The organism is Paenibacillus guangzhouensis (assembly GCF_009363075.1).
Classification (GTDB): Bacteria; Bacillota; Bacilli; order Paenibacillales; family Paenibacillaceae; genus Paenibacillus_K; species Paenibacillus_K guangzhouensis.
Genome location: NZ_CP045293.1, coordinates 1,402,559 through 1,428,200, shown reverse-complemented (window position 1 = coordinate 1,428,200; position 25,642 = coordinate 1,402,559). Strand labels below are relative to the sequence as shown.

Genomic DNA, 25,642 nt, shown 5'->3' with positions numbered 1-25,642 from the left:
TAGTCAAGATAAGGAGGGGATTGGATCAATGACAATGAAGGATTGGCATGCCCATTGGATTTGGGCGGAAGGCGAAGCAAGTCCCCGCAATGAATGGAGATGCTTCCGCAAGACCTTCGCGATTCCCGCGGATGGCATAGCGTACGCCAGTCTTCGAATAACGGCCGATTCGCGTTATGTTCTGTACGTAAACGGTACGCGGATAGGACGCGGACCGGTTCGATCCTGGCCTTTCGAGCAGTCCTTCGACACGTATGAAGTCGGCCATCTGTTGAAGCCGGGCGAATCCAATTCGATTGCCGTGCTTGTCATGCATTATGGGGTTTCAACCTTTTATTACTTGCGCGGCCGCGGAGGCTTGCTGGTTGAGTTGAACGACGATGAAGGCCGAGTTCTGGCAGCGACGGACGCGACGTGGCGGACCTCCCTTCATCTCGGGCATCATCCTCGGGCGCCACGGGCATCTTGCCAGCATGCATACTCCGAATTCGTGGATGCGTTCGTATGGAGTTCGGAGTGGTCGAACGAGTTATTTGATAATACCGGCTGGTCCTCTGCATCCGTAATAGGACCAGTCGGCATGGCGCCATGGACGACGCTGATGCCGCGCGACATTCCTCATCTGACTGATGAAGTCGTATCTCCCATCCGCGTCGAATCGCTGTCGAAGGTGAAATCGTTCCAACTCACCACGGCGATCGATGTTCGCAATGCATGGATGGATGGCAGCGAGGACCATGCGAACCCCATTCAATTTCTAGGTTATGCCGCGACGGTCATTCTATCAGCTCAAGCGTGTCGGGCGACGCTTGGCTTTCTTCAGAGCGGCGAGTGCCTTTCAGCGCTGTACTTGAATGGGAATAGGATCGATGCAAATCGGATATACAGGACCGATTCTGCGCGTTTTATCGATGTCGAGCTTCTGGAAGGCGATAATCTGCTCGTGATCGACGTTTCCAGCTGGATTCATACGGGGAAGATGCAAATTGGCTTATATGCAGACGAAGCGGATGAACTCCTGTTCAAGCCCCCACTCCTTCTTCGCGATGATGATCTGCTGTCGGCTTGGTTGCGGATCGGGCCGTTTGATGCCATCATGGATTCGAATCATCAAGCCACGAGAGCGCTGGATTCTCATCACCCCGTATATCTGGAACTCGTTGAAAAGGTGAAGGTCCTTGAAGATCTGCAGGCATACCAAGCATGGCTTCGACCGGTCGACATGAAATATGTATCTGAAGTGGACGTTTTCGCGCTATGCGCGTGGCATAAGGACCCTATTCGCTGCACGGTGCCCGCGCAGCTTCAAAATGCCGTGATTGCGAATGCAGAAGCCGCGATCATCCCTATTTTTGATGGATACGATACGGAGGTATTGCTCGATTTGGGCAAAGAATATTCGGGATATCTGAGCTTCGAAGTCGAGGCTGACGAAGGTACCGTACTCGATTGGTACGGTTTTGAATACATGAATGGGGATTACCGGCAAAACACGTTTGGGCTTGACCATACGCTTCGATACATCTGCCGTACCGGGCGTCAGCGATACGAGTCTCCGATTCGCCGGGGTCTCCGCTATTTGGCATTGACGGTACGGGGAGCTCAAAAACCAGTAAAGATCTTCAACGTGACCATGATCCAGAGCAATTATCCCGTAGCGGAAGTCGGACGGTTCGCCTGTTCGGATGCACTGCTGTGCGATATCTGGGAAATTAGCCGGCACACGACGAAGCTGTGCATGGAAGATACGTTTGTCGACTGCCCGGCTTATGAGCAGACGTTCTGGGTGGGAGATAGCCGCAATGAGGCTCTTGTCAGCAACTACTTATTCGGCGTGCATGAAATCGTCAAACGCTGCCTCAGGCTTGTTCCGCGATCGAAAGGGCAAACGCCTTTATATGCGGACCAGGTGCCTAGTGGATGGGTTAGCGTGATCCCGAATTGGACATTTTTCTGGGCAACGGCTTGTGCGGAATATTATGATCAGACGGGCGATGAAGCATTTGCATCCGAGATGTACGAAACTATACGTTTTACGTTGGAGCACTATGTCGCCAAGCTCAACGACCAAGGACTCCTGGATATCAAGAGCTGGAATCTGCTCGACTGGTCCGAGATGGATCAGCCGAATGACGGAGTCGTGACCCACCAGAATATGTTCCTCGTGCAGGCGCTGCGCGCCGGGGCACGCTTGGGCGGCGTGGCGGGCGATTCAACGGGCGTGGCATTATTAGAAGATTCAGCAAGCCGAATCGCTGCAGCGGTTAATGAGCATCTGTGGGACGAGAACAAGCTGGCCTACATCGATTGCATCCATGCCGATGGAAGGCGTTCCGACGTCGTCAGCATACAAACGCAGGTCGTGGCATTATTGACCCATATCGCTCAAGGCGAGCGGAAGTCGAATCTCGAAGCTTATCTCCTCTCCCCGCCACCCCATTTTGTCCCGATCGGCAGTCCGTTCATGTCATTCTTCTATTACGAAGCGTTGGCGAAGATGAGCGAACCCCAACGAATCATCGAGGATATCCGGGACCAATATGGCGAGATGATCCGGCATGGCGCAACTACCTGTTGGGAGACATATCCGAATTTCCTTGAACATCAAGGCAATCCCCATCTGCTCACTCGCAGCCATTGTCATGCATGGTCATCTGCTCCCGCCTACTTCCTCGGCCGGGAAGTGCTCGGCGTACGAAGCCTTGCTCCTGGCTGGTCGGAGGTTGAAATCGCTCCGATGCCGTGCGGACTGTCGTGGGCTCAAGGCAGCGTCCCTCATCCAGCCGGGGGAAGAATAGACGTCTCATGGTCCATGGACGAATCGGCCAAGACAATGGAACTGGTCGTCGCCTACCCGGAGAATGTACGCATCCATGCGAAGCTCCCGGCAGGATACTCAGGCAAAATTCGCGAGTCGAAGTTCGCTCTCGTATAATGAAGCAGCTCCCGTTGAGACGGGGGCTGCTCTTTTCTATAGACCATTGTATTGACGTTTCCAGATTAATGATGCAATGCGGTCCATTCACCTTCGTAATCCGTCACGATCCCATGCTCATCCACCTCCAGAAGCGCGGTATAACCGCTTTCGATCGAGGTGTATCGATACGTGGATTCATCCAGCCGCTCATATTTCTGATGCAATGGTTCTACGGTGAGTTGAGGGAATCGGACCCATACCGCCGAGAACGTCTGGGCTTCTCCCACCTTCAATTGGAATGCTCGGATCGGCAGCGAATTGGTGGCAGGCGTCACCCCAATGTCAATGAAGGATAAGCCAGCACAAGCTGGCAATACAAGTCCGTTGGAGAACCATTGCCCGTCCTGTTGACGGCGAATTTGAACGATTTGCTCACCCTCGCCATGTCGGAACTTGATATGTACGCCTTGGGTGATGCCTTCCTTGTCGGTATCAACCTTATATTGAATCAACCAATGATCGTCTTGGGGTCTCGCAATGACCGTGCCTTCAATAGACATACGGGAATCGTATTGAAAAGTACAGTACTCCATGCCATCCTCCATCTTTTGCTTCCATATGACTGTCTGGTGCATCGTGACCTCCGTATATGCTCGTTCGTTCTGATATCGATTTGTCTTATCCCATCCTAGCATGATGGTTGATATTTTCATAGTCGGCATTGATGCATTGAAATGATACGAGACTTCAAGTGTTTTGGATCTGCTATAATGGTAAAATACAGTAGATTTGGAGGTGTTCCTTCTGAGCAACAGGCATCGACTGCATTGGATAGACGCGCGGGTTCGAGTGGGAGCCTACCCCAATTGCACGGACATCGCTGAGCAATTCTGCATTAGCCGTAGGCAAGCAGCAAGGGACGTCGAATATTTGCGCGATTCGATGGGAGCCCCGATCGAATATTGCCGCGAACGCAAAGGTTACTATTATACGCAGGATTCATTCGTCCTCGGCCATATAATGATGACGGACGTCGAGCGTCAAGGGCTATCCTATTTAGCAAAGCAATATGCACAGCTTGAATCGGAACACGCGCGGCATCTCTCTAGACTGTTTCGAAGACTCGTAGACAACGGCGAGAGCGTGGAAACAGATATTGCTCTACCGTTATTCCCGATTGACCCGGCGGAGCTCAGTATGTTCGATACGGTGCAATCCGCGATTACCAGCCGTCTGAAAGTCGACATCCGATATGCCGACGACCTGGGGAACGCAAGAAGCATCCGTCTCTCCCCTTATCGCATCTATTCGTACAACAACGAGAACTTCGTCGTCGGATGTTGCGAACCTGGCAGACAGATCCGTTTCTTCACGCTTACCGGCATACTGGGCGCTCGCCTCACGGATATACGATATGATCTGACTCCGCTGCTCAAGCAAGCAGAGATCGTACCCGAGCTTGCCAACGAAGCCAATATCGCGTATATCCGGCTAAGTTCTCCTTCGTACGCAGACACGTATCCGTTCCGTTTCGAGTGTGTCGCTGATGACCTCTTCCGTGTGGAATACTATGACCCATATCGATTGCTGTCTGTATTATTCGCGAGCCCCATCCAAATGACCGTCGTATCGCCCAAGTGGCTGCGCAACCTTTACTTAAATCTGCTAGAGAAAAAACTTCAAGCCCACCTTCACGATGACACGATATGTCATACGCCTCCCGTTACCATAGATATGAGGCGGACCGAAAGTCCGACACCAATTCATACGGGAGGATCATCATGGCAAGATTAAAAGGATTGCAAATGAAAGCGTATTGGAATTCACAACTCGGCTGCTTGAAAGGATGCAGCGACTATTTGGGCATCGAGATGTCGGATGCTTGGCTATTCGGCGGATCAGGGGCGGCCTTCATCCTGACCATGGACGAACAAGGCTTCGGGGCGGGAGCTCCTTGGTATCAAGGGCCGATGATGCATTTGTGCAACAATCTTGGATTTACGGTGAATGGCATCTACGGGTTCATGACAGATGACGATTTTACGTCCAAACAGCAGATGGCATGGGAGAACACGAAGCACGCCATCGATCGTGGTTATCCCTGCTACGGGTATAATCTTGCCGTACCGGAGTACTATGTCGTCTATGGGTATGAACACAATAGCTATTTGTTTACCGGCTATGGTGCCGACAACGATTCCGACGGTAATCTAGATCGAAATTTTATTATGCCGCCTGCGATCAAGGAACGGCTGTCTGCATACGGCGATGAGGGTTACGTCTCCCTCGAGAATGACGAGACGAACGCGTTGCTAATCGCACTTGCCGCCGAACGGGGATACATATTAAGGGGGAACCTCCGGATGGTTCTTAACGGCGGCGTTCGTGAGATCATCTCCGACCAAGGGGACATGATCATATTGCAGAATGAGGGTCCCGCATTAACGCCTTATCAGATGTTAGGAACGATGCACATCGGACTACTAGAGATGTATTGGGTGGAACCGGGTAGAAGCTCGGAACCGAGGGACGTCGTGAAGGAAGCCCTTGCCTTTGCGATCGAGCATGCGACCGGGCCGCGAAAATGGGTGCAGCCGCCGTATCAAGCCGGACTCAGCGCCTATGAATTTTGGATACGAGCGGTGGAAGAAGCTTCTCCCAATATTTTCGCCTTGTCGTATGCAGGACAATGCTGGGCAGAATGCAGAAAGCACGCCGCATCGTTCCTTGAAGAAGCAGCGACGCGAATCGGCGGCGCGCCTGCGGCACACTTACGTAAGGCCGGATCGATCTACCGGGACATTTTCACTCACCTGCAGGTAGCAGCGGATCTTCTCCCTTTCGAAGGTAAGAGCGACGATCATTACATGCAGCCTGAACGATTGGCCAAGGTAGCCACCCAGATCCGACAAGCGAAGATACTTGAAGAATCAGGTCTTGAATGTCTGAAGAAGATAGTGGCGGCACTATAATCTAAGATCCGTAAAAGGTTTATACTTCCCCATTCAAGAATGACAATCGGTACATATTGCTGTCACACCAGATTGACAACCCTATGTACCGACAACATCCACATTATACCGAACTGAGCGTAATGAAATATCCATAGTGACTCCTTAAGGGTTATTTTAGCTCCCGAATAATCCATTGCAATCGATCTTGATATGCAGCATCGCAATTGGTGAAATGATGATCTGTTTCGTACCAAGCAATTTTTTTCGGCAAACTAGCAGCATGAGAGTACCCCTCCGCTTGATTTCTTGATACAAAAACGTCATCTTGAACAAATTGAAAATATAGAGACGCTGGAGAAGCATTCTTAATGTAATGAATAGCGTCTAAATACTCTAATGCAGATATAAATTGATCGAACCGTTCACGCGTTAAATGATGACGAATAAAAGTCGAAAATGGATGATCACTTGATTTATGCCACTCCGATACACTAGACAAGCCAGCCATTAGAACATATGCCTTAAGGCGTTTTTCAACTCCGGCAAGCACCCCTCCCCAAGTAGCCCCTAGACTATGTCCAATATACATAAGACGGTTAGCGTCAACATTTTCTAACGTAACAAGTAAATCAATACCTCTTTGGAGATCTACTACGATCTGAATGTATTTCTCAACATCAACGATCTCCTCCATGATCAGTGCTAGTTGTTGTTCTTCGGATAACGCTTGTCGGAGGGGATTTCTGTTAGAAGGCGCATCAATTAATAGGGAGATTATACCTCTCGAGGCTAGATCCTCCGCTTCGTATAAAAACGTTGTCTTATTGCCTTGGCCTGGATGCATAAAAATAACTGCTGGAAAAGGACCTTCTCCATTTGGAACAACGTAATAGGCGGGTACTTTTCCACCAAGTGGACTTAAATAAGATACATCTTTGATCGTATACTCATCTTTCCTAATAGATGATAGTTCCTCAAAACCGAATGGCAAGGAACGGTCATATTCTATCCTTGATTTGGTTTTCATTTCCCTCCACTCCCTTTCCAATAATCATCTTAACACGTTCTTGTTCTTCGCTCTTATCCAAGTACTCAAAAAATCCAAGTCGATTTCCCCAAGGATCTGTAAATGTTCCCCATTTGACTGGAACCTCTGGTCTTGAGTATATTTCAAAATCATCCATTTCTAACACTTCTAAGAGTCTATCTTTCTCAGCTTCAATATTCGTTGTTCCCAAACGTAATGGTCCATTGCCTTCAGTAGGTATTCCTTCTGCAACCTGCAACCAACATCCAGGAATTAGTTCCCACTCTGCAAACCCTTCATGTGGTATAAAATCAGGCTTCCTATTTAAAAGTGTTTCATACCACTTTTGTCCCTCTCTAATGTTAGATACCCGAACTTGCGTAGTCATTTCAAAAATCAATTTCATGCCCTCCAAAATGAATATTATAATCTTTCCAACAATCCTAAATGATTTTTCACAAATTTTGTTTAGACTTTATATGTTTTTCTAAGGCTATTAAAATATCGTCTACCCCATTGTCACCCCAAATTATTAGATAGCATTTATCAATATTTAACTTTTGCAATGCACCTAATCGATGATTCCCATCTCTAACACTTAAGGATCCATTTCTGTTTTCAGCAATTAATGGAGGCATGTCCCAGCCATCTGCTAATCGATTACATATTTCATTCATGTTGTAATTCCACCAATCTTCATCTTCGACATATTCCATATTTAATTCAGGTCCGACAACCCTATCGAGAAATCTTGTTTCAATTTCTATTGGTCCTAGCCAGTATCTTGTTTTCATTTTAAGTCCATTTGATAATCCAACATTATCCCCTTCGCCGTTCAAAAAAAGATGAACCCATGTTTCTATTTCATTATTTGAAGCAAACTCCATTGCTGATTTCAAAGTAAATATCGACATGATAAACTCCTCTCGTATTTATTTGCTGTTCTCGTTTAAGGGATGTCAGCCCCGATGCGTGAATGTGCTGTTATCAGAAGTACTTGACATCATGAATTCGCTAATCAAGTCTGTACTATTCGTTACTTATTGTTACTTCACTATCGAAATTAATTTAAAATGTTCTACTACGATTATTGTTTCTTCTGTTAAACTTAAACCTTCATTGAGCATAGGCTGTTCCCAGCAAAAATTATGGTCTTTATAAAACTCTTGAATAGAAGAACAATTTTCGCCCTGAGCAATTCTATCATCAACTAGACCATAAGGAATCTCATAGTTTTCTGTAATCTCTATTGTACATCTATGATTTCCTCTTCCATCGAATACTGCTACGGAATCGCCAATAACAGTTGGCTCTTCTTCTGGATTATCAAAGTACCAGATTTTCGGTGTGCAAGTAACTGTTTTCAGCCCTGAAATCACCTCATTTAAAAGACTATCATCGTTCTCGTCCCTACCCCAAAATATTATCTTTTTCATTTATCTCACCTCAAAAAGACAAGTTCAATTTTTCACTTAGATTTAATTTAATTAATTTCAATGTGCGTTGTATGAATTAGTTCGAGTATTCCTAATAACGTTGTGGTGTTCATGACGCTCCACCACCATAAAGGAGCGCATGCGATTGGCTACGACGCGATTAGGTGGTGCGGATCCGATGAATTAACTTCCTTGCTACTGAAATTCCTCTCCAATTCAACCTCTAACTTCTGTCGGACCAAGGGACGTTGGCCCCGATGCATGAATAAATTTTAAGTGATGCTCTCGTCTTCCTCAAATTCACCTTCAATTTCCCTTAATTCGCTCTTGATTGTTAGATACCTCTGTGATCCCAAGAGTAATTCACTATAAAAAAACATATATTGCATATGGTACCTCATATCAAATTTATTCTGATGATATTTCAATAAGTGATCAACATAGTTTGTATAGAAAAATAATACATCCTTTGATCCCTTATGGAACTTAACGGTATTAAAATAATTTGATAACTCATTTAGTTTCTTTTTTGTATAATTTAAAACATTATGGATATCTTCCTCTGTTTTCAATTCATAAGCTTCAGTCCTTGCTTGCCAATAATCTTCAAAAACTTCTTTTTCATCCTGCAGTATGAAAAAAATTGGTTTGATTAATTCTGATTCGTATTTAAGTCGTCGAGTCTTTGATCCTATTGAAAATGAGATATCTCCTCCTCGAAATTAATTTCTATTGAGCACTTCGGGAGTTTCATATAACGTTTCTGCATTCTCGAGCCCGAGAGGCTTAAAGCGCGTATGCGCTGTATGAGATGGTTATGTCTTCTATGGGATACTCTCAAATATCTTCCCAGAATATAGTTCTATTAATTGATCTGAAAAATATTCTTTAAAGAATTCATAGGTTGTTCTAGGGAATTTATATGACTCTAATGATTCTTCTGGTTCATATATTGTCTTCTTAATTTCATTAATTGGTAACCATTCAATCCCGACCTGCCCAATATCAGCTTTTAAGCTTCTTAATTCATTATTAAGAAATTGAATGTTACACTCATAAATAAAATCAATAGTATGAACTTCCTTCAAAATGAAAGAGTATTCATGATTGCGAGATATATATTCCCTTACACAAATTAAATTACTACTCGATATTTCAATACCCAGTTCTTCTATACATTCACGAATAAGTGCCTGTTCTAATGTTTCGTTCGATTCTTGAGCTCCTCCAGGTAGTACATAATAAAGGCCAATATTCGGTCTCTTTTTCTTAATTAATAAAAGCTTATCATCCTGAATAATCAGCGCTCTTACTGTATTTCGAATCATCTAGAATAATCTTCCCCTATACACTGTTTTGTAAATACATCACTTTCGCATAACGTCTTATTTGAGAACTTTGCAAATAACCCCATAATTAGAATATTCGTGAAATCAGTAATACTATCCTGCCCTTTCGCACAACAAGGCTGCCCATTAAACAGGCAGCCTTATTCATTGGCACATAAATACGCCCACTATCGGGATCAATTAGAAAAAAATAGTAACTACGTCAATTCGCTCAGATTTGGCGGACTACGGGAAAATGTTGCCTGCTCAAATTATATATACATATCGTGAGTCCAATAAAGGTCGTATTCATATATAATCAAACATTACCCGCATCATTTATTCTGCATTAGTGTCATTCATACGCATGAGGATAACCACCTGATGTGTATAACAATCCTCAAACGTAATTGTTGTCGCTCGTGAGACATATATATGCGATTTGTCTTTTGGACTCCTATCCCTCTTCCTGTATAATGATCACCATAACGTCGTTCAATTGCACAATTAAGTTCATCCTTTCACAATTCAGATTTGATGGATGATCGCATCTTAGAGCACAAAGGAGTGAACCTTGAATTGTTCCAACTATCTGAACACACGGCACAAGAAATCGTCGATAAAATGATGCAAGATATTCCTTACAACATTAATATTATGAATGATCAAGGGGTTATCATTGGCAGTGGGAACCGACGCAGGGTCGGCACGATTCATCAAGGCGCAGTAAAGGCACTGGCTACAGGGAAGATGATTGAGGTATGGACGGATGGAAGAAATGAGAAAAAAGGGACGAATGAACCCATTGTGATTGATCATAAGCGCGTTGGTGTGATTGGCATAACCGGAAACCCGGATGAAGTTCGCCCATTCTGTAATCTTGTACGAACGACCGTATCGCTACTCATTGAGCAAGGAACTGCACTCAAAAATTCTGCATAACGAAGCGGAACGTAAAAAAGCTTTCCTCGAAGTGCTTCTCAGCCATCACGGTGTCTACACACAAAAGTTGCGTAAAGAAGCGGCTGTATATCAAATCGATTTGCATCTCAAAACAACGATTTTATACATCAAAGATATGGATTTAGAGCACGAAAAGTCCAAATTGATGCTGCTGTATCCTACCTTTCTGATCGAAGAAGGCACGTATATCCTGCTGATTCAAAATCAAACCAACATAGACCAGGTCGTCCAATCCCTCCTGCGGAATCAACAGCTAGGTGCCATCGCCATCGGGAACTTCGAGAGCAATATTGGCAGGAGTTATCACCAAGCCAAATCGACTATGCAAGTGATGGCCGCCCTAAACTTACCGTCTCGTGTGACGACGTATGAAGAAGTTGCGTTTCTGATTCGATTAAGTGAAATGCAGCCCCTCGATAAGGCCAATGTCATAAGTAAGTTAGAAGATATTCCGGATATGTTGGAAACTCTGCAGTGCTTTATTAACCATGACTGCAGCGTCTCTGCTACAGCTGCCGAGCTGAACATTCATCGCAATACGCTGCAGTACCGTTTGAAGCGTATTCACGACCGCACCGGCAAAGATCCACGGAATGTCTTACAGCTCTTCGAACTGACGCATAGCCTGCTTTCCTTCTATAGATAGCTGTATGAAAAGACTACAAAAGCCTCGAAGCACATGCTGCCGAGGCTTTTTCGATCTTATCTCATACCTTACTCGCTTAACCGGAGCAGTCTTGCGATATTCTCACATGTACGTTCAACGTTCTGCTGCCCCTCTGCCAGTACTTTGTCTAGCTCGCTCGCACCTGGAACGATGCCGAATACCGCGTCAATCCCTTCCGCATACAAGGTCTCGATTCCTTCGCCGATATATCCGGCGACCGCGATGACTTTTTTACCTGCTTCTTTCGCTGTTCTCGCTACCCCGTAAGGCGTCTTGCCGAACTTCGTCTGGAAATCGATTCCGCCTTCTCCTGTGAATACATAATCTGCACTCGAGAGTTTCGCTTTGAGCCCCGTGTATTCAATCACGATTTCGATTCCTTTCTGGAGCGTCGCTTGTGTGAAGATTAAGAGGCCTGCACCTAATCCACCCGCAGCACCAGCGCCAGGAACATCTCGTACATCCTTGTGCAATTGATGCTTCACAACTTCTGCGTAATGTGCAAGATTCATATCCAGTTGTCGCACCATTTCCGGTGTAGCCCCCTTCTGCGGACCGAACACATGCGATGCACCTTGCTCTCCGCAGAGTGGATTGGTTACGTCACAAGCAACAATCAAGCTCACATACTTGAGGCGCTCATCCAATCCAGTAACATCCACCTTCGCTAACTTGTCGAGACTCCCTCCGCCGCAAGGCAGTTGATGGCCTTCTGCATCAAGGAACTTCGCGCCGAGCGCTTCAGCCATCCCTGTCCCACCATCATTCGTAGCGCTGCCGCCGATACCAATAATGATTTTGTTAATGCCTTTATCGAGACATTCTCGAATTAACTCACCCGTTCCGAAGGTCGTCGTGATCAACGGATTCCTCATCTCTTTCGTCACATAGTGGATCCCACTGGCAGAAGCCATCTCAATGGCAGCAGTCTCGCCATCCCCTAGAATACCGTACTTTGCTGTAACCTTCTGTCCGAGCGGCCCTGTTACTTCTTTATAGTAAATCTCTCCGCCTGAAGCATCGACAAGAGATTGTACCGTCCCTTCCCCGCCATCTGCCATTGGCACATGGATATAGTTAGCTTCGGGATATGCTTTACGTATTCCTTTTTCCATCGCAATACATACTTCTTTGGCCGTCATGCTCTCTTTAAATGAATCTGGAGCTAATACAAATGTCGTCTCTCTCATCTTCTCACCCCATACGTAATTTTAGAATAAAAATCCATAAATGATTGTCGCTACGATCGTCATTGTTCCACCCACAATGGCTTCGTACGGAATAAGTCCCATCCGTTGTTTAATCGACATTTTCATGCTTCCCGCCGTCACATGGAAGTAGTTGCCTTGCGGCAAGGAATCGATGACAGTAGCACCGGTGTGTACCATAACGGATGCAGCAAGCGGTGCGGTACCCATACCTAGGATGGCTTGTCCGAACGAACCCGTCGCGAGAATAACCCCTGTCGATGTAGACGCTGTCGCAGCTGCCATCAGGATCCCTGCAATCGGTGCCAAGAAGGTACCCGAGATACCCGATGCTTCAATCAAGCTTACAACCTGTGTAGATAGATCGGATGCCGATATAAGTCCAGCGATTCCACCCGCACCGATCAAGATTAATACGGTTGCCGTCATTTTGTTAATCCCCGAAGCTGTATATTGAAGAATTTTGCTCCCTTGACCCATCGCTAGCATGCCGATAATGGCAGCAATCGGTAGAATGTACATCGCATCGACTTTAAAACGAGCCAAGACATCGATCCCTGCGATCGAACCAATCGGGTTGATCATGAGCAGAATTACAGCAACTAACGGACCCACGATAGCTTTTCCTAATGTTGGATATTTCGAACTATCAATCTCTTTATTGTTATCTACTGCTTCTTCATCGGTCACCTTAACCCCTTTATTTTTTAACAGCGAAGCGACAATGACGGTGACAATTAGACCACAAACTGCTGGAATGAAGCCTGCCAGCATGACATCGCTAAGTTCCAAGTTGAATCCGCGTGCGGCTGCAATGGTATTTGGATTCGGCGAAATAATATTCCCCGCTTTCCCCCCGCCTGACAAAGCGAGCAATAAAGCAATTTTTGAAATGCCCATTTTATTCCCAACGGATAGTGCAATTGGGGCTACGATCAATACGGCAACCGGAATAAATACCCCTACAGCAGTAATGATCATCGTCGCGAGAGCAAGAGCTAGAATGGCTTTGCTGCCACCGAACTTCTTAACGATCGCTTGCGCAATGGTCTCGGCCGCACCTGATTCCATCATAACCCCTGCCAATACGCCAGCTGCAAGCACACGAATGACCGTACCCATGACACTTTGTGTACCGCTTACAAGCACATTCACCGTTTGTTCTAGATTTGCTCCACCGATTAACGCCCCAACAATGGCGCCTGCAAAGAGTGCATACACGGGATTGAGCTTTCTTAATATCAAAATGATCGCGATTGCAAGTCCTGCGAGAGCCCCAATCCAACTGATTGTTAGTCCTTCCATCTGTCGTTCCTCCTATGCATTTGTTGAATACGCTTTCAGTATAATATCCCGCTCGATAGAATTATATTGATCAAAGAACGAAATGTATTGTGCATTTGAACAATAACAAATGAGTGAAAGTCAAGTGGTGATACCGTTTACCCTCACATTCTATACATGCCCGATGACGATCAAAAAATACGCATCTTTTCGTAAATAATAGAAAGAGACGAGTCTAATCGACTCGTCCGATAGGCTATCACTCTATTGAGTTTCTTCATATAGAGGAAATTGAGACGTTATATGACGTACCCTTTCCGATATTTGACCTTTAACGATCGAACTTAAGGGATTTTTAAAGGCAAGTCCTATTAGCCTTCCGATTTCTCTCATTTCCATCGGCCCTAGTCCTCTTGAGGTCATCGCCGGTGTCCCGAAGCGAATCCCACTCGTTACTAATGGGCTTGCCGTATCATGGGGAATGGTGTTTTTATTCGCCGTAATCCCTACTTCATCAAGTATAGATTCAGCCTCTATGCCCGTTAGTCCAATCGTGCGCAAATCAACCAAAACAATATGATTATCTGTACCACCCGATACGACGGTTAATCCTTCATTCATTAGCGTTTCCGCCAATACGTTCGCATTCTCGAGTGTTTTTTCCATATACGTTCGGAATTCAGGCTGCATTGCTTCGCTTAGCGCAACGGCTTTCGCTGCGATGATATGCATTAGCGGACCGCCTTGTGACCCGGGGAATATCGCTTTATCCACGGCTTGCGCCCATGGTTTACGGCACATGATGACTCCGCCTCTTGGTCCCCGTAATGTTTTATGCGTTGTCGTCGTAACAAAATGTGCGTGAGGCACCGGATTAGGGTGCAACCCTGCTGCGACAATACCCGCAATATGTGCCATATCCACGAAGAAGAGAGCCCCCACTTCGTCTGCAATTTGGGCGAACAACTCAAATTCGATTGTTCTTGGATAGGCACTGGCGCCAGCAACAATCATACGCGGAAGATGCTTATGCGCGAGTTTTCGTACTTGGTCAAAGTCAATGCGCCCCGTATGAGCATCGACGCCATAAGGAACAAAATTGTAGAACCTCCCTGAAAAATTGACCGGACTCCCGTGTGTAAGATGCCCGCCATGGGATAAATTCATGCCCAATATTGTATCACCAGGCTGAATGGATGCAAAATAAACCGCCATATTCGCCTGTGCGCCGGCGTGAGGTTGTACATTGGCATGATCAGCACCAAAAAGCGCTTTGACACGTCGAATGGCAAGCTCCTCGATCTGATCGACATACGGACATCCGCCATAATATCTTCTTCCTGGATACCCTTCAGCGTATTTGTTGGTCAGTACTGTCCCTGTAGCTTCCATGACTGCCCTGCTGACAAAGTTCTCGGACGCAATTAGCTCGATTGTATTCCGCTGCCGTTCAAGTTCTTGCCGAATAGATTTCGCAACGGCTTGATCTTGTTGTTCTAAATGGTACATTTACAGCTTCCTTTCTGTCCGCATATTCAAGAAATCTGATGTCTTCTCTTGTGTTGCAATTGCATAGATTGTCATGTAGTATAGCAATCATTGGATTGCTGATAAATATTCATCAATCATCATAGTAGGCAATCCATAAATCCATTCGAAGCATTAGAGGTGAATGCATGCTAACCGTAAACCGTGACGACGACCGTCCCATCTGGCAGCAACTTCTAGACCAAGCAATACATAATATTACAACTGGAAAATGGCCGCCAGGCGAATTGCTGCTCCCATCTCGTGAACTGGCTCAGCTGATCGGCGTGTCTCGTTCAACCATACAGATTGTGTATGAGGAGTTATTCAGCCGCGGGTACACCATAACGTCTCGTCGAGGCGGGACCAGAGTTAGCGATTGGACTTACGCGACTCGTCCTTCATTGGATACAGCGACCCATGGACCGGTACTTCCCGATTTGCCTTTACTAAACGATGCCATCGGCCATTTACACAGTTGGTTCGGAGACCGAGTACACCAAGAAGTGGAGATCGATTTTAGTCCGCATGAACCCTATATAGATGAACAATTTCAACAGATTTGGCGGCGATCGTTTTTACAAGCCTCCGTATCAACAGAGCTGGATCATTGGTCATACGGCAACCCCTATGGATTCCTGCCGCTGCGGGAACAGATTCAGCGTTACTTGTCACTCGAACGGGGCGTTCATGTGAATACCGATCAAATCATCATAACGTCAGGCGCACAACATAGCATCGACCTGATAGCTCAAGCCCTTCTACAGGACGGAGCAACGATTTCAGTTGAAGATCCCGGTTTCCCTGCTGCCTGGATGGCGATGAAAAATCGGCGCATGCAAGTCGTCTCTGTTCCGGTCGACGAATACGGGCTGTGCGTAGATTGCATTCACCCTCAATCCAACCTTGTCTTTGTTACCCCTTCGCACCAGTGTGCGGTTGGCGTCATTATGTCGGAGCCTCGCAGGCAGCAATTATTACACATGGCCGCTGAACATCGGTTCTGGGTTGTTGAGGATGATTACGACAGCGAATTTCGGTATCGCGGCGACCCGCTTCCAACCTTGTTCAGTCAGCAGCCACAGAACACATTGTATATGATGAGTTTTTCCAAAATGGTTGCCCCTGGGATTCGGATCTCGGCCATCGTTGGTCCCCAAGAGGCCATTCGTCAACTTGCTCAAGTCCATGAATTAACGTATCGTCATCTTCCGATCATGGAACAATTAACGCTTGCGCATTTCATCGAGCATGGTCATTTCATGCGCCATATGAGACGAGTTCGAAATATCTATCGGCGCAGACACGAAGCGATGACGAAAGCCATCATTGCGACCGGTCTCAGTGAAGGCTTCACGTTAAGCGGTGTGGAGACGGGATTGCATATGCTACTTGAGGCTGATACATCGATCGATGAAGAGACCGTAACGAAATCAGCGCTCGAACATGGCGTCCGCGTGTATCCGCTTAGCAGATATTGTGTGGAGAGCGAACGAAAAGGATGGGTCCTAGGTTTTGCAAAAGTAGATGAGGCAGCCATTGAAGAAGGCATCCAACGTCTAGCACGATTGCTTTTATCGTAGTAGAATCCCATCGGATGTTGATCAAAAACCTGACTCTCCTAATCGTCCAACCGATTGTTTTCATTCCAGTAATAGCTGTCCGGTAATTCACGTTGGCCAAATATGCTTGTCCCTACGCGAATGATGGTGGCTCCTTCTTCGATCGCGACCTTGAAATCACCTGACATGCCCATCGAGAGAATATTCATTTCTACCCGCGGAATGTTTTTCTCTCTGATTTGTGTCTGGATAGATTTTAATAATCGGAAGCATTGCCGGGTCTCTTCGTTTGTGGCATGGAGTTTACCAATCGTCATCAAGCCTTTTACGTTAAGCGTTTCGAACTGGGATAATTGTTCCACAAGCTCCATTGCCGTTTCAGGCGGAGTCCCAAATTTACTAGTCTCATAGGACGTGTTGATTTGTACCAGAATATCCATGGTCTTATTCTCTTTAAGGAGTTGTTGGTGCAGCGCCTGCCCCAATTTCAGACGGTCCACGGAATGAATGAGCGTCACATATTTGACAACGTCCTTCACTTTATTCGTCTGCAGATGTCCGATAAAATGCCATTCGACCTGCTTATATTGATTCATAAGAGGAAATTTGTCCCGAAGCTCTTGCGACTTGTTTTCCCCAAATAACGTCTCACCCGCTTGAATAGCCAATTGTAATTTTTCAAGCGGTACGGTTTTGGTCGCCAACAGCAATTGCACGTCTTCGATTTTCCGCCCAGAGACTTGGCAAGCCATTTCCATCTGCCGTCTTACGGCTCTTAGATTCTCCTCAACGCATTGACTCATGTCTCCTACCCTCTTTCTACCCCATCTTATACATCCATCATTTCCGAGGTTTGAACATTTTCTCTTCGTCAATCGGATTTTCTTTCGCAGTGATATGATGCGGATCGATTCGATACACCTGTACCGGGCCACCGAATACTGCTGACCGATATTTGTCTACATGCTGCTGGGATAACGGCCGTTGATAATAATTAGGCACATACTTATCTATCATGGCTTGTAACATATATGTAGCTTCATCTAGATCTGCGATGGGCTGTGCCTTCCCAAAAATGATTACACTCATATATGCGGTGTCCGTCTTGGCTGGCACTGGGTCCGTAATCGTTCCATATTCTTCACAAACCGTAAAACAGACTTCCGGATTCGCATTCATAACTTGATTTCTTCTCCCACTGGAAGCTCCATGGAAATAAAGTTTCCCGTTCATCCACACAAAATTGAGTGGAACAACATACGGCAGTTGACCATCGACCATTCCCAGATGTCCGATTCGAGCTTGCTGCAGAAATGCATCAATCTTGCTCTGGTCCAACACTTCTCTTATCTTGTAACGCACACCATCCATTGTTATCGCTCCTATAGTATTGAAGTATTTTAAGCAAGTGTATCAGCCATTGGATTGAATAAGAAGGTCCATAACTGCATGATTGAGGCAATCCATAACTGGTCACAAAAAAACAAAGCGGTCTCCCAACGCCGTTGGAAAGATCCGCTTCGTTTAAATAAGTCTAGAGATTTGATCACGACTTCATGAACAGCTTACTTGTTTTTTCCTTCAATGATATTGAAAATGACTTTTGCATTATCCGTGTTATCGATAAGTCCGGCGAACTTCTCTTTCCCTGGCCCAAATGCATAGACCGGTACATCTTCTCCCGTATGGCCGCCAGTTGTCCAGCCCGTATAGGAACGCGTATTAAAGATGGCTTCGATCGCATTGTCCGTCTTCGTTTGATCTTTGGTAGCCGCTGCATCTTTAACGGATTTGATTTCTTCCTCTGTCAGCTGCAAATCAATATATTTTTTCAATGTTTCTTCAACCGTTGCACCGGCAAGAATTTCTGCTGCCATGAAATCTGGCGTACGTTTAGCAGCTTTAATCGGAGCTACATCAAAATTGTAGATACCATTGGCGCCAATCGAGAATCCACCGGTGGAATGGTCAGCTGTCGCAACAACTAACGTGTTTCCATCTTTCACAGCAAAATCAATCGCTTCTTTGAATGCCTTCTCGAAATCGGCCATCTCGCTCATGGATGCAACAACATCATTATCATGACCTGCCCAATCGATTTGGCTGCCTTCGACCATCAAGAAAAATCCGTTTTTATTTTTACTGAGACGTTGGATAGCCGCTTTCGTCATCTCTTGTAGGGAAGGAGTCTTTTCGTTGCGGTCAATCATTTTATCCAATCCGCCTGGCGCGAATAATCCGAGAACTTGGCTATTCGTGTCCTTCAATAAGCTTTCACGATCTGTCACATAGCTGTATCCGGCTTTTTTGAATTCTTCTGTTAGATTTCTGTCTTTACGTACAAAATTGTTCAAACCGCCACCCAGCATGACATCGATTTTATGATTCTTATTGATGAGTTGGTCGAAGTAATCATCTGCAATGGCATCCATGTTCTTGCGATTGATGTCATGTGCTCCGTAAGCGGCTGGTGTTGCATGCGTGATTTCAGATGTAGCTACCAAACCGGTAGACTTTCCTTTTTCTTTCGCTGCCTCTAGAACCGTCTTCACTTCTGTAAAGTCATTATCAACAGCGATTGCGGCATTGTATGTTTTTACGCCTGCAGACATGGCCGTTGCGGCAGATGCGGAATCGGTAATATTCTGATGTTCGTCCTCAGGATATGTCATTTGTGTTCCCACAAAATATTTATCGAATTCTGTTTTTTCTTTGATCGGTGTCTTAGGATCATCTTTCATATAGCGATAAGCAGATGTATAGGATAGCCCCATGCCATCACCGATAAGGAATATAACATTTTTAACCTGTTTATTATCTTCTTTTTTAGGATCTGCTGAACTTGGTGCAGCACCCGCTACCATTGCAGAAATCGCCAGCGATGACACGACAGCGAAAGGAATGACTTTTTTAGATATTTTCTTAAACATAATGTACCTCCTTCGTAGTTAACAGCTTACTAGAATATTAAAATATCATTATTAGGAGAATATCATCATGGCGTAAAACGAATGTAAATACTTGAGTTAAACAGTGGTAACGCGATGATGTTCTTCTACGAGTAAATCCGAATGAAAATTCCATTAGCTAAAAAAATAAGCAGGCTTTGGCAGCCTGCCCAACACGTAAAGTAAGACGATAGCGTCTTCCCAGTTTTATATTAGATCGTTCAGAATCCAGGGACCTTTCACGACGATTTGCGGCTCTCCGATATAGAAGGTTATATCTTTCTGGCCAGGATCGACGCTCAACCATTCACTTTCGACCGTCCTTGTCTTCTCGTTCAATTTTGAACTGTAGGACATGCCAGTGCACTCCTTCGAAAAGAGCATGTAATTTTGCAACGATCTCGGCTTCTCAGCATCAAAATGAGTCTTTACTTCAACCCGTACGCTTTCGGCTTTGATGCGCTCCACTCGGGTAAACTCTACAGGGAAGCCGGCTATTTGGCTTAATATATGAATCTCTTTCGTTCCCTCTTCGGGTATTGGCAAGGTAACTTTAACACGCTCTGCATCTAGATCTACGATCAGAATGGCAGGAATGCCTGCAGACCTGCGGTGAATTCGCTTTCGCACTGGGTATCGCAGTCTTGGGCAGCATCGACACGGTCGTATATCGTAACCAAGTAGCAAACGCTATTCCCACTGACTCACCGGCGTCCGCGGTCCAAGCTTCCCGCGACAGCTTGGCGGGTGCCACGGCTATATCGGAAGGTCTATCTGAACAAGTCGGCAAGACCTTGCTCAATGGGGTGAAGTCTTTACGAGCGGGATGCACGTTGTTGCAGCTGCCAGCGGCGCCATCATGATTGTTATCATGGTTCTTGCCGTTACGCGACTTCGGCACATTCGACCAATCGGCGAGACTCCGTCTACCCACGCCGACCGTATTCCAGAAGCTGCACCCAGCACGGCCAAATAGTCATGCTAACCAAACTAACCATGGTGTGGATGTCAAAAGGAGCTGCCGCGGCAGCTCCTTCTTCGTTTCGTATAGAAATACTAGGTTTGTCGTCAGTTCTTTTCCTCAATTCGATACCATAACTCACAATACGCATAACCGTCTTTATTTGTACAATACATTTCGAAATTTCCGCCATCTAAAATATTATAATTTGATGTTTGCAGCCATTCAGAAAATATCCGATTTTTTAATGAGCGCAAATCGTAGTTGCCGCTGCCATTCCCATCATGTAACGTTGAAAATACCGCCCAAGTCGATGCTGGAACATCAACAACCGTATATCCGTGGGCCTTGCTATTCTCCGATTTGTAACACCCGATTAGATAAGGGAACGTGGTATTGCTTGTGAATTTGTAGGAATCGTATGCAAAAACAGCTCCAAGTTCCTTGCTGAAATGGCCTTCGCTCCACCAATCCCCAGTGACCGACTGGCGTAATCTATCAAACTCACCATTCTTGCATATGTTCTGCCAAACCTCTGGGATCGATACGCCTTGTTGGTTCGCAATATCGTCAATATTGTATATATCCTCAATTCCAAAAACTTGAAAAGCATCTCGTTGCTCAATCCGATAATTCATCCCTACAACTCCTTTTAATGTAATTTGAAAGGAGATGCGAGGATAGGCTTTTAGCTGACTTCCGGCATTGCGCGCTAATGTAGGAGTCATGCCATGCAGATTTTGAAATGCTCGTGAAAACGATTCGGGTGATTCATATCCGTATTTTAAGGCGATATCTGTCACTTTATTATTTCTGTTTTTTAAATCAAAGGCGGCAAGCGTAAGCCTCCTGCGCCTGATATATTCTGATAAAGGTATTTCAAGTACAAATGAAAACATACGTTGAAATTGATAAACAGAACATAAAGCAATTCTAGCAATCTCATCATAATCTATATTATTTTCTAAGTTGTCTTCAATATAATCAATCGCATGGTTCATACGCTCAAGCCAATCCATGGCGATCCCTCCTTTCAAAAGGAGCATATCATGCGGTAGATCAAGCCGCCTGATTTTCCATGCAACAAAATATCAGATGATTGAAAAGTTCTACTATAAGCATATTCAAGAGATGAGATTTCTTCAACAATTACATCGGGAAGCGGTTCAATTATCAACTTATTACAGAAGTTTGACATTAATAGTAATGGTTGCCTTCGCTCATGAATTATATTAGAATCGTTTTTACGTGTTTTTAAAAGTACATAGAATGAAAGGATACTATCATGGAGATTTATTTGAAATACTTCTTGATCGGTCTTGCTATTGCCCTACCGGTCGGTGCGATAACGGTCGAAATGATCAAACAAGGCCTGAAAAACGGCTTCATTCACGGCTGGGCTGTGGGGCTCGGCGGAATGACGATCGACTTTGCGTTGATTATCTTGATGGTTTTGGGGTTTGCTTCCATCCTCTCTCTTCCATACATTCAGATTCCGCTTTGGATCGCAGGAGCAGGTTTTCTCGCTTTTCTGGGTTACGATTCGATCAAAAACGCGGACAAAGACATTACGCCAGCCGACGAAAAAACAAAGAAATCGTTCTGGAGCACATATCGGAATGGCTTGCTGGTGGCCGTATCGCCCGGTAACCTCGTCTTCTGGGTATCCGTTTTTGGCGCGGTTCTTTCCGAGTCCTATACCTCAGCGAGCAAAGGTGGGTTCGCGATTGCAGCGATTGGTGTATTAAGCGGCATCCTGGTCCATGATCTTGGCTTGCTATCCCTCGTTTCCATCACGCGTAAGGTCATGAGCCGTAAAATGATTCGGGCCGTTTCCGTCGTTGCGGGAATTCTGCTGATCGGATTTTCGATCTACTTCGTCTATGAGTTCATCTTGGCGTTGTGGCCATATATTTCATAATTATAGGCCATAATGGCCGTGACAAAGAAGGAGTTCGCAGGCAGCGAACTCTTTCTTTGTCAGTAGATTCAAGAATTCTATCTTACTAGAGCTTGATCACGTTCCAGCCGCAAGATTGCTGCCATCTCCTCGATCTTCCTTATTACCGCGCCTTCTTCGCACGCAACGCAATCGGTCGACACGGTTAGAAGCCTTGCATGATTCCCCACGCATACGGAGCGATAGGCTCGCTCGAACATCGGTACGTCGTTAGCATCGTTCCCAAAAGCAACGAATTGATCACACTGAACACCCAGCTTCTGCAGTCCTGTCCATTTATCGATTCCTTTCGGGCTGATATCAATGATTTTCTCGTTCCCATGCAAGTAAATAGCTACAGGCAATGCACCGAGCTCCGCGTACAAGCGATCGAAATTCGTGCTTTGCAGAATGACGATTTTGACCATCCCAGATAACTCGTTCAGCGCAAGGTTTCGAGCCGTGTTAGACGGGTCCAGGTTTTGGCGTATCGGGTGGTCAGAAGTTCCTGTATAACAATAATCCCAGTCACTGTCGATCAAATATGTAGCTTCATATTTTCGTATGAGCTGCAAGAGATGGTCGGCGATATTCTTTTCCAGATAAGAAACAGACAACAAGCGGCCTTCTCGCTGTACAAATCCTCCATTTCCTCCAACCAAGGAGCAGTGCCGGAGATGATCGGGCAGTACGGGCAATAGATCACGTATCGGCCTTGCCGAAGCAAAAATCAGCTCATGTCCTTCATGAGCAAGGCGGTCAAGGCAATCGACCATGTTCAGGCTTAGCGGTTTTCCTTTGTAGCAGATCGTTCCATCCAGATCAAACACGAATTTCATCTTGATTCCTCCTCTTGTTTTTCTAATGATAGCAAATTGCTTTATAATAAAAAGGACCGATGTCCACTCAGGAGGATTTTATGAAAACACATCTTGATCCCGAACAAATCCAAACCTATATTACCATGCATCATTTGGATCAAATGTTCAGCAGCATAGCAACGTTGAACTTCCAAATTCGTACCTACGATGACAATGAGACGATCCTCTCCGAAGGTGACATGCTGGACGGAATATATATTCAAGTTGATGGACAGTCAAGGGTGTCTTCCAGTCTGGAAACTGGGAAATCTCTTCTGCTCCGGTTCTGCCATCCCGTCTCGATCTTCGGCGACATTGAGTTGATCCAACATGTGGCGGTGCAGTCCCGGGTAGAGGCCATCGAGCCCTGCTCGTTTTTGTTCATTCCGATCCGAGAAGTCAAGCAGTATTTGATGGAAGATCCCCTTTTCCTCAATGAACTGCTCCGACATATGGCTTATAAACTTCAGACCTGCACAGCAGCATCCCGCGTGAATCTATTGACATCGGTGGAAGAAAGGTTTGCGACCTACCTTCTTTCTACCGGCCTTCCCAAGGAATTCGGTAAGGAACTTCACACGACGCATACAGCCGAGATCGCTGCCATCGTCGGAACAACACCACGACACATCAATCGGCTAGTTCACAAGCTTTCACGCCTTGGAATTATTTCCAAGAGCAAGAATGGAATCAAGATATTGGATTGGGATGAGCTGGATCGAATCTCGAATGGCGTAAGATACGACTAGCCCCATACATTTAGCAAGCTGATTGACATATGCTTCACTCACTTCATTTAAGATGTAATGAAAAAATGGAGCAGTCAAGTTGGGTAGATGTACCAAATGCGTTATATAGGCATACTATACATAAAAGTAAGCGAATGTCTTCAGATTTCGAGGTATTGTAGTTTATTGAAAAAGGAGGAAAAATTCGTTCATGCCACAAAATCCAATACCATCGACTACGCAAATGGCACCTAAATCCATATCATCAACACAAAGAAATAATCAGTTAGCATTTTTTTCAGCTATTTTGCTTCTTATTTCTGGAATCATCGGTGTCTACCTTGCTTATCAGGATTTAATAGGGAATGCAAATGTAGCGGTCATTCCGTGAGTTAGTTTTGAGACTCGATCGCAACAGCCAAGAGGGTGTCTCTGATCATCTTGTGATGAGGAGAAACACCCTTTTTAAAATTCCATACAAACGTATAAAAGAAACGGGTATCGCTAAATCGTCTGGAAAAATTCGATCAAATGGCCATCAGGATCCCGAATTGTGAACGAATATCGGCCTTCTTCAAAGGATACTTTCTCGAGCGTGACGCCTTGAGCAGCTAAATTGAGGTATGCACGGCAGATCATCCCGGCGTCCCCTCTCCGAAATCCTTCCAAGAATGTTTCAAAAAGAGATGTGGTCATTTCCCCGCCACCAAGTCTCTTCTGATTTGTAGAATCGGCGTTGACCTCTCCATTCTCTCCTACGAAGGATCGCAAGCGTCGGCGTGCGCGTTTAAGCCCTTCCTTCACTGCGCCTTCCGTCATGTGTAATAGCGCAGCAGACTCTGCCGCGCTAAAGGAGAAAACATCGATCAAGATAATGAGCACCATCTGCCTTGGATTCAGCGAAACGGCCAACTGTTCTAGCAACTCTCGGGCTAACCATTCGTTTATGGCAACGGGGGCAGGCTGATGGTAATCCTCGTCGAAAGTTGTATCTCTGCGCCGCTTCTGCTCTGCCCTGCATTGATCAATCCAAGCGTTCTTTGCAATCCGATACAAGAAAGCCCGACTAATCGGCCGTTCGGGTGATCGCCAAATCGAATTCAACGTTTTCGTTAGCACATCCTGTACCAAATCTTCTGCATCCCACTCGTTCCCGGCAAGCGAACGGCAATAAACTCTTAATCCCGGTAAATAAGGATCCAGCTTTGCTATGACATCCAGCACGATCCCCCCCATCGAATTACCATTCGCAATTAGAAGTAAAATGCCACTTTTTCTAGGAATATTAGTGATGATTCTGACACACGGTAATTTTACTGGATTTTTCTTGCTA

The 25,642-nt window shown here is 45.6% G+C and carries 26 protein-coding genes; 10 read left to right on the top strand and 16 right to left on the bottom strand.

Translation table 11 applies throughout. From position 1 onward, the window contains the following. Positions 1-28 precede the first annotated feature (28 nt). Positions 29-2,935, top strand: coding sequence for a family 78 glycoside hydrolase catalytic domain (locus GCU39_RS06360; RefSeq protein WP_227793461.1), 2,907 nt, complete (start codon positions 29-31; stop codon positions 2,933-2,935). A gap of 65 nt (positions 2,936-3,000) precedes the next feature. On the opposite strand, the gene GCU39_RS06355 is transcribed toward GCU39_RS06360, so the two are convergent. After that, positions 3,001-3,639 (bottom strand): putative glycolipid-binding domain-containing protein, encoded by a 639-nt coding sequence (locus tag GCU39_RS06355; RefSeq protein WP_152392742.1) that lies wholly within the window; start codon positions 3,637-3,639, stop codon positions 3,001-3,003. Positions 3,640-3,859: 220 nt separating this feature from the next. Between GCU39_RS06355 and GCU39_RS06350 the strand changes: the two genes are divergently transcribed. Together GCU39_RS06350 and GCU39_RS06345 are read left to right on the top strand one after the other, a co-directional pair. After that, positions 3,860-4,711, top strand: a complete 852-nt coding sequence (locus tag GCU39_RS06350; RefSeq protein ID WP_193726786.1) for a helix-turn-helix transcriptional regulator — start codon at positions 3,860-3,862, stop codon at positions 4,709-4,711. Then, positions 4,699-5,889 (top strand): hypothetical protein, encoded by a 1,191-nt coding sequence (locus GCU39_RS06345; protein WP_152392740.1) that lies wholly within the window; start codon positions 4,699-4,701, stop codon positions 5,887-5,889. The genes GCU39_RS06350 and GCU39_RS06345 overlap by 13 nt, the downstream gene beginning before the upstream one ends. Before the next feature lie 151 nt (positions 5,890-6,040). Here GCU39_RS06345 and GCU39_RS06340 read toward each other — a convergent pair whose 3' ends face one another. The 5 genes from GCU39_RS06340 to GCU39_RS06320 all read right to left on the bottom strand — a co-directional run bounded on the left by GCU39_RS06340 (position 6,041) and on the right by GCU39_RS06320 (position 9,662). Then, positions 6,041-6,898, bottom strand: coding sequence for an alpha/beta hydrolase family protein (locus tag GCU39_RS06340; protein ID WP_152392739.1), 858 nt, complete (start codon positions 6,896-6,898; stop codon positions 6,041-6,043). Further along, on the bottom strand, positions 6,870-7,298 hold the full coding sequence (locus tag GCU39_RS06335) for a VOC family protein (protein WP_152397110.1): 429 nt from the start codon (positions 7,296-7,298) through the stop codon (positions 6,870-6,872). Before GCU39_RS06335 ends, GCU39_RS06340 begins: the two co-directional genes overlap by 29 nt. 55 nt (positions 7,299-7,353) lie before the next feature. Then, the gene (locus GCU39_RS06330; RefSeq protein ID WP_152392738.1) at positions 7,354-7,812 is read right to left on the bottom strand and encodes a ParB N-terminal domain-containing protein; all 459 of its coding nucleotides are present in this window, start codon (positions 7,810-7,812) and stop codon (positions 7,354-7,356) included. A 132-nt stretch (positions 7,813-7,944) separates the two neighbouring features. Then, on the bottom strand, positions 7,945-8,334 hold the full coding sequence (locus tag GCU39_RS06325) for an ASCH domain-containing protein (RefSeq protein WP_152392737.1): 390 nt from the start codon (positions 8,332-8,334) through the stop codon (positions 7,945-7,947). 824 nt (positions 8,335-9,158) lie between these two features. Then, a complete protein-coding gene (locus GCU39_RS06320) occupies positions 9,159-9,662 on the bottom strand; it encodes an NUDIX domain-containing protein (protein WP_152392736.1) in 504 nt (167 codons plus the stop codon). A 579-nt stretch (positions 9,663-10,241) separates the two neighbouring features. On the opposite strand from GCU39_RS06320, the gene GCU39_RS31800 reads away from it, so the two are divergent. Next, positions 10,242-10,604, top strand: a complete 363-nt coding sequence (locus tag GCU39_RS31800) for a sugar diacid recognition domain-containing protein (RefSeq protein ID WP_227793460.1) — start codon at positions 10,242-10,244, stop codon at positions 10,602-10,604. A 31-nt stretch (positions 10,605-10,635) separates the two neighbouring features. Further along, positions 10,636-11,271, top strand: coding sequence for a PucR family transcriptional regulator (locus GCU39_RS31795; protein WP_227793459.1), 636 nt, complete (start codon positions 10,636-10,638; stop codon positions 11,269-11,271). Positions 11,272-11,339: 68 nt separating this feature from the next. Here GCU39_RS31795 and GCU39_RS06310 read toward each other — a convergent pair whose 3' ends face one another. From GCU39_RS06310 to GCU39_RS06300, 3 genes are all read right to left on the bottom strand, one after another. Beyond that, a complete protein-coding gene (locus tag GCU39_RS06310) occupies positions 11,340-12,482 on the bottom strand; it encodes a glycerate kinase family protein (RefSeq protein ID WP_152392735.1) in 1,143 nt (380 codons plus the stop codon). A 21-nt stretch (positions 12,483-12,503) separates the two neighbouring features. After that, complete coding sequence (locus GCU39_RS06305) at positions 12,504-13,805, bottom strand: GntP family permease (RefSeq protein WP_152392734.1); 1,302 nt, start codon at positions 13,803-13,805, stop codon at positions 12,504-12,506. 243 nt (positions 13,806-14,048) lie between these two features. After that, positions 14,049-15,293: a serine hydroxymethyltransferase gene (locus GCU39_RS06300; RefSeq protein WP_152392733.1), complete on the bottom strand. Its 1,245-nt coding sequence runs from the start codon at positions 15,291-15,293 to the stop codon at positions 14,049-14,051. Between the two features lie 167 nt (positions 15,294-15,460). On the opposite strand from GCU39_RS06300, the gene pdxR reads away from it, so the two are divergent. After that, complete coding sequence (gene pdxR / locus GCU39_RS06295) at positions 15,461-16,894, top strand: MocR-like pyridoxine biosynthesis transcription factor PdxR (protein ID WP_152392732.1); 1,434 nt, start codon at positions 15,461-15,463, stop codon at positions 16,892-16,894. Positions 16,895-16,932: 38 nt separating this feature from the next. Here the strand turns inward: pdxR and GCU39_RS06290 are convergent, their stop codons facing one another. From GCU39_RS06290 to GCU39_RS06275, 4 genes are all read right to left on the bottom strand, one after another. After that, positions 16,933-17,676 (bottom strand): YggS family pyridoxal phosphate-dependent enzyme, encoded by a 744-nt coding sequence (locus tag GCU39_RS06290; RefSeq protein ID WP_152392731.1) that lies wholly within the window; start codon positions 17,674-17,676, stop codon positions 16,933-16,935. Between the two features lie 37 nt (positions 17,677-17,713). Next, positions 17,714-18,244, bottom strand: coding sequence for a pyridoxamine 5'-phosphate oxidase family protein (locus GCU39_RS06285; protein WP_152392730.1), 531 nt, complete (start codon positions 18,242-18,244; stop codon positions 17,714-17,716). 194 nt (positions 18,245-18,438) lie between these two features. Further along, positions 18,439-19,803: an alkaline phosphatase gene (locus tag GCU39_RS06280; protein ID WP_152392729.1), complete on the bottom strand. Its 1,365-nt coding sequence runs from the start codon at positions 19,801-19,803 to the stop codon at positions 18,439-18,441. Positions 19,804-20,028: 225 nt separating this feature from the next. Then, positions 20,029-20,451 (bottom strand): hypothetical protein, encoded by a 423-nt coding sequence (locus tag GCU39_RS06275; RefSeq protein ID WP_152392728.1) that lies wholly within the window; start codon positions 20,449-20,451, stop codon positions 20,029-20,031. 14 nt (positions 20,452-20,465) lie between these two features. Between GCU39_RS06275 and GCU39_RS06270 the strand changes: the two genes are divergently transcribed. Then, a complete protein-coding gene (locus GCU39_RS06270) occupies positions 20,466-20,684 on the top strand; it encodes a hypothetical protein (protein WP_152392727.1) in 219 nt (72 codons plus the stop codon). A gap of 205 nt (positions 20,685-20,889) precedes the next feature. Here the strand turns inward: GCU39_RS06270 and GCU39_RS06265 are convergent, their stop codons facing one another. Further along, entirely contained in the window at positions 20,890-21,801 is a 912-nt protein-coding gene (locus GCU39_RS06265; RefSeq protein ID WP_152392726.1) for an AraC family transcriptional regulator, read from the bottom strand. A 266-nt stretch (positions 21,802-22,067) separates the two neighbouring features. Between GCU39_RS06265 and GCU39_RS06260 the strand changes: the two genes are divergently transcribed. Further along, the gene (locus GCU39_RS06260) at positions 22,068-22,703 is read left to right on the top strand and encodes a LysE family transporter (protein WP_152392725.1); all 636 of its coding nucleotides are present in this window, start codon (positions 22,068-22,070) and stop codon (positions 22,701-22,703) included. 77 nt (positions 22,704-22,780) lie between these two features. On the opposite strand, the gene GCU39_RS06255 is transcribed toward GCU39_RS06260, so the two are convergent. Further along, positions 22,781-23,560, bottom strand: a complete 780-nt coding sequence (locus GCU39_RS06255) for an HAD-IIB family hydrolase (protein WP_152392724.1) — start codon at positions 23,558-23,560, stop codon at positions 22,781-22,783. A gap of 80 nt (positions 23,561-23,640) precedes the next feature. Here GCU39_RS06255 and GCU39_RS06250 point away from each other — a divergent pair, with 80 nt between their 5' ends. Together GCU39_RS06250 and GCU39_RS06245 are read left to right on the top strand one after the other, a co-directional pair. Further along, positions 23,641-24,330 (top strand): Crp/Fnr family transcriptional regulator, encoded by a 690-nt coding sequence (locus tag GCU39_RS06250; protein WP_152392723.1) that lies wholly within the window; start codon positions 23,641-23,643, stop codon positions 24,328-24,330. Positions 24,331-24,520: 190 nt separating this feature from the next. Then, positions 24,521-24,700, top strand: coding sequence for a hypothetical protein (locus GCU39_RS06245; RefSeq protein WP_152392722.1), 180 nt, complete (start codon positions 24,521-24,523; stop codon positions 24,698-24,700). Between the two features lie 113 nt (positions 24,701-24,813). Here GCU39_RS06245 and GCU39_RS06240 read toward each other — a convergent pair whose 3' ends face one another. Further along, positions 24,814-25,545, bottom strand: coding sequence for a sigma-70 family RNA polymerase sigma factor (locus tag GCU39_RS06240; RefSeq protein WP_152392721.1), 732 nt, complete (start codon positions 25,543-25,545; stop codon positions 24,814-24,816). Positions 25,546-25,642: the final 97 nt, after the last annotated feature.

Excerpts from the sequence above, each read along its gene's own strand:
- GCU39_RS06340 (WP_152392739.1), bottom strand. The coding sequence starts at position 6,898 with ATGAAAACCAAATCAAGGATAGAATATGACCGTTCCTTGCCATTCGGT.
- GCU39_RS06240 (WP_152392721.1), bottom strand. The coding sequence starts at position 25,545 with ATGGGGGGGATCGTGCTGGATGTCATAGCAAAGCTGGATCCTTATTTA.
- pdxR (WP_152392732.1), top strand. The coding sequence starts at position 15,461 with ATGCTAACCGTAAACCGTGACGACGACCGTCCCATCTGGCAGCAACTT.
- GCU39_RS06300 (WP_152392733.1), bottom strand. The coding sequence starts at position 15,293 with ATGTACCATTTAGAACAACAAGATCAAGCCGTTGCGAAATCTATTCGG.
- GCU39_RS06265 (WP_152392726.1), bottom strand. The coding sequence starts at position 21,801 with ATGGATTGGCTTGAGCGTATGAACCATGCGATTGATTATATTGAAGAC.
- GCU39_RS06260 (WP_152392725.1), top strand. The coding sequence starts at position 22,068 with ATGGAGATTTATTTGAAATACTTCTTGATCGGTCTTGCTATTGCCCTA.
- GCU39_RS06245 (WP_152392722.1), top strand. The coding sequence starts at position 24,521 with ATGCCACAAAATCCAATACCATCGACTACGCAAATGGCACCTAAATCC.
- GCU39_RS06285 (WP_152392730.1), bottom strand. The coding sequence starts at position 18,244 with ATGGATGGTGTGCGTTACAAGATAAGAGAAGTGTTGGACCAGAGCAAG.
- GCU39_RS06330 (WP_152392738.1), bottom strand. The coding sequence starts at position 7,812 with ATGTCGATATTTACTTTGAAATCAGCAATGGAGTTTGCTTCAAATAAT.
- GCU39_RS06305 (WP_152392734.1), bottom strand. The coding sequence starts at position 13,805 with ATGGAAGGACTAACAATCAGTTGGATTGGGGCTCTCGCAGGACTTGCA.
- GCU39_RS06310 (WP_152392735.1), bottom strand. The coding sequence starts at position 12,482 with ATGAGAGAGACGACATTTGTATTAGCTCCAGATTCATTTAAAGAGAGC.
- GCU39_RS06350 (WP_193726786.1), top strand. The coding sequence starts at position 3,860 with ATGGGAGCCCCGATCGAATATTGCCGCGAACGCAAAGGTTACTATTAT.
- GCU39_RS06345 (WP_152392740.1), top strand. The coding sequence starts at position 4,699 with ATGGCAAGATTAAAAGGATTGCAAATGAAAGCGTATTGGAATTCACAA.
- GCU39_RS06360 (WP_227793461.1), top strand. The coding sequence starts at position 29 with ATGACAATGAAGGATTGGCATGCCCATTGGATTTGGGCGGAAGGCGAA.
- GCU39_RS06355 (WP_152392742.1), bottom strand. The coding sequence starts at position 3,639 with ATGCCGACTATGAAAATATCAACCATCATGCTAGGATGGGATAAGACA.
- GCU39_RS06325 (WP_152392737.1), bottom strand. The coding sequence starts at position 8,334 with ATGAAAAAGATAATATTTTGGGGTAGGGACGAGAACGATGATAGTCTT.
- GCU39_RS06280 (WP_152392729.1), bottom strand. The coding sequence starts at position 19,803 with ATGTTTAAGAAAATATCTAAAAAAGTCATTCCTTTCGCTGTCGTGTCA.
- GCU39_RS06320 (WP_152392736.1), bottom strand. The coding sequence starts at position 9,662 with ATGATTCGAAATACAGTAAGAGCGCTGATTATTCAGGATGATAAGCTT.
- GCU39_RS06250 (WP_152392723.1), top strand. The coding sequence starts at position 23,641 with ATGAAAACACATCTTGATCCCGAACAAATCCAAACCTATATTACCATG.
- GCU39_RS06290 (WP_152392731.1), bottom strand. The coding sequence starts at position 17,676 with ATGAGTCAATGCGTTGAGGAGAATCTAAGAGCCGTAAGACGGCAGATG.
- GCU39_RS06255 (WP_152392724.1), bottom strand. The coding sequence starts at position 23,560 with ATGAAATTCGTGTTTGATCTGGATGGAACGATCTGCTACAAAGGAAAA.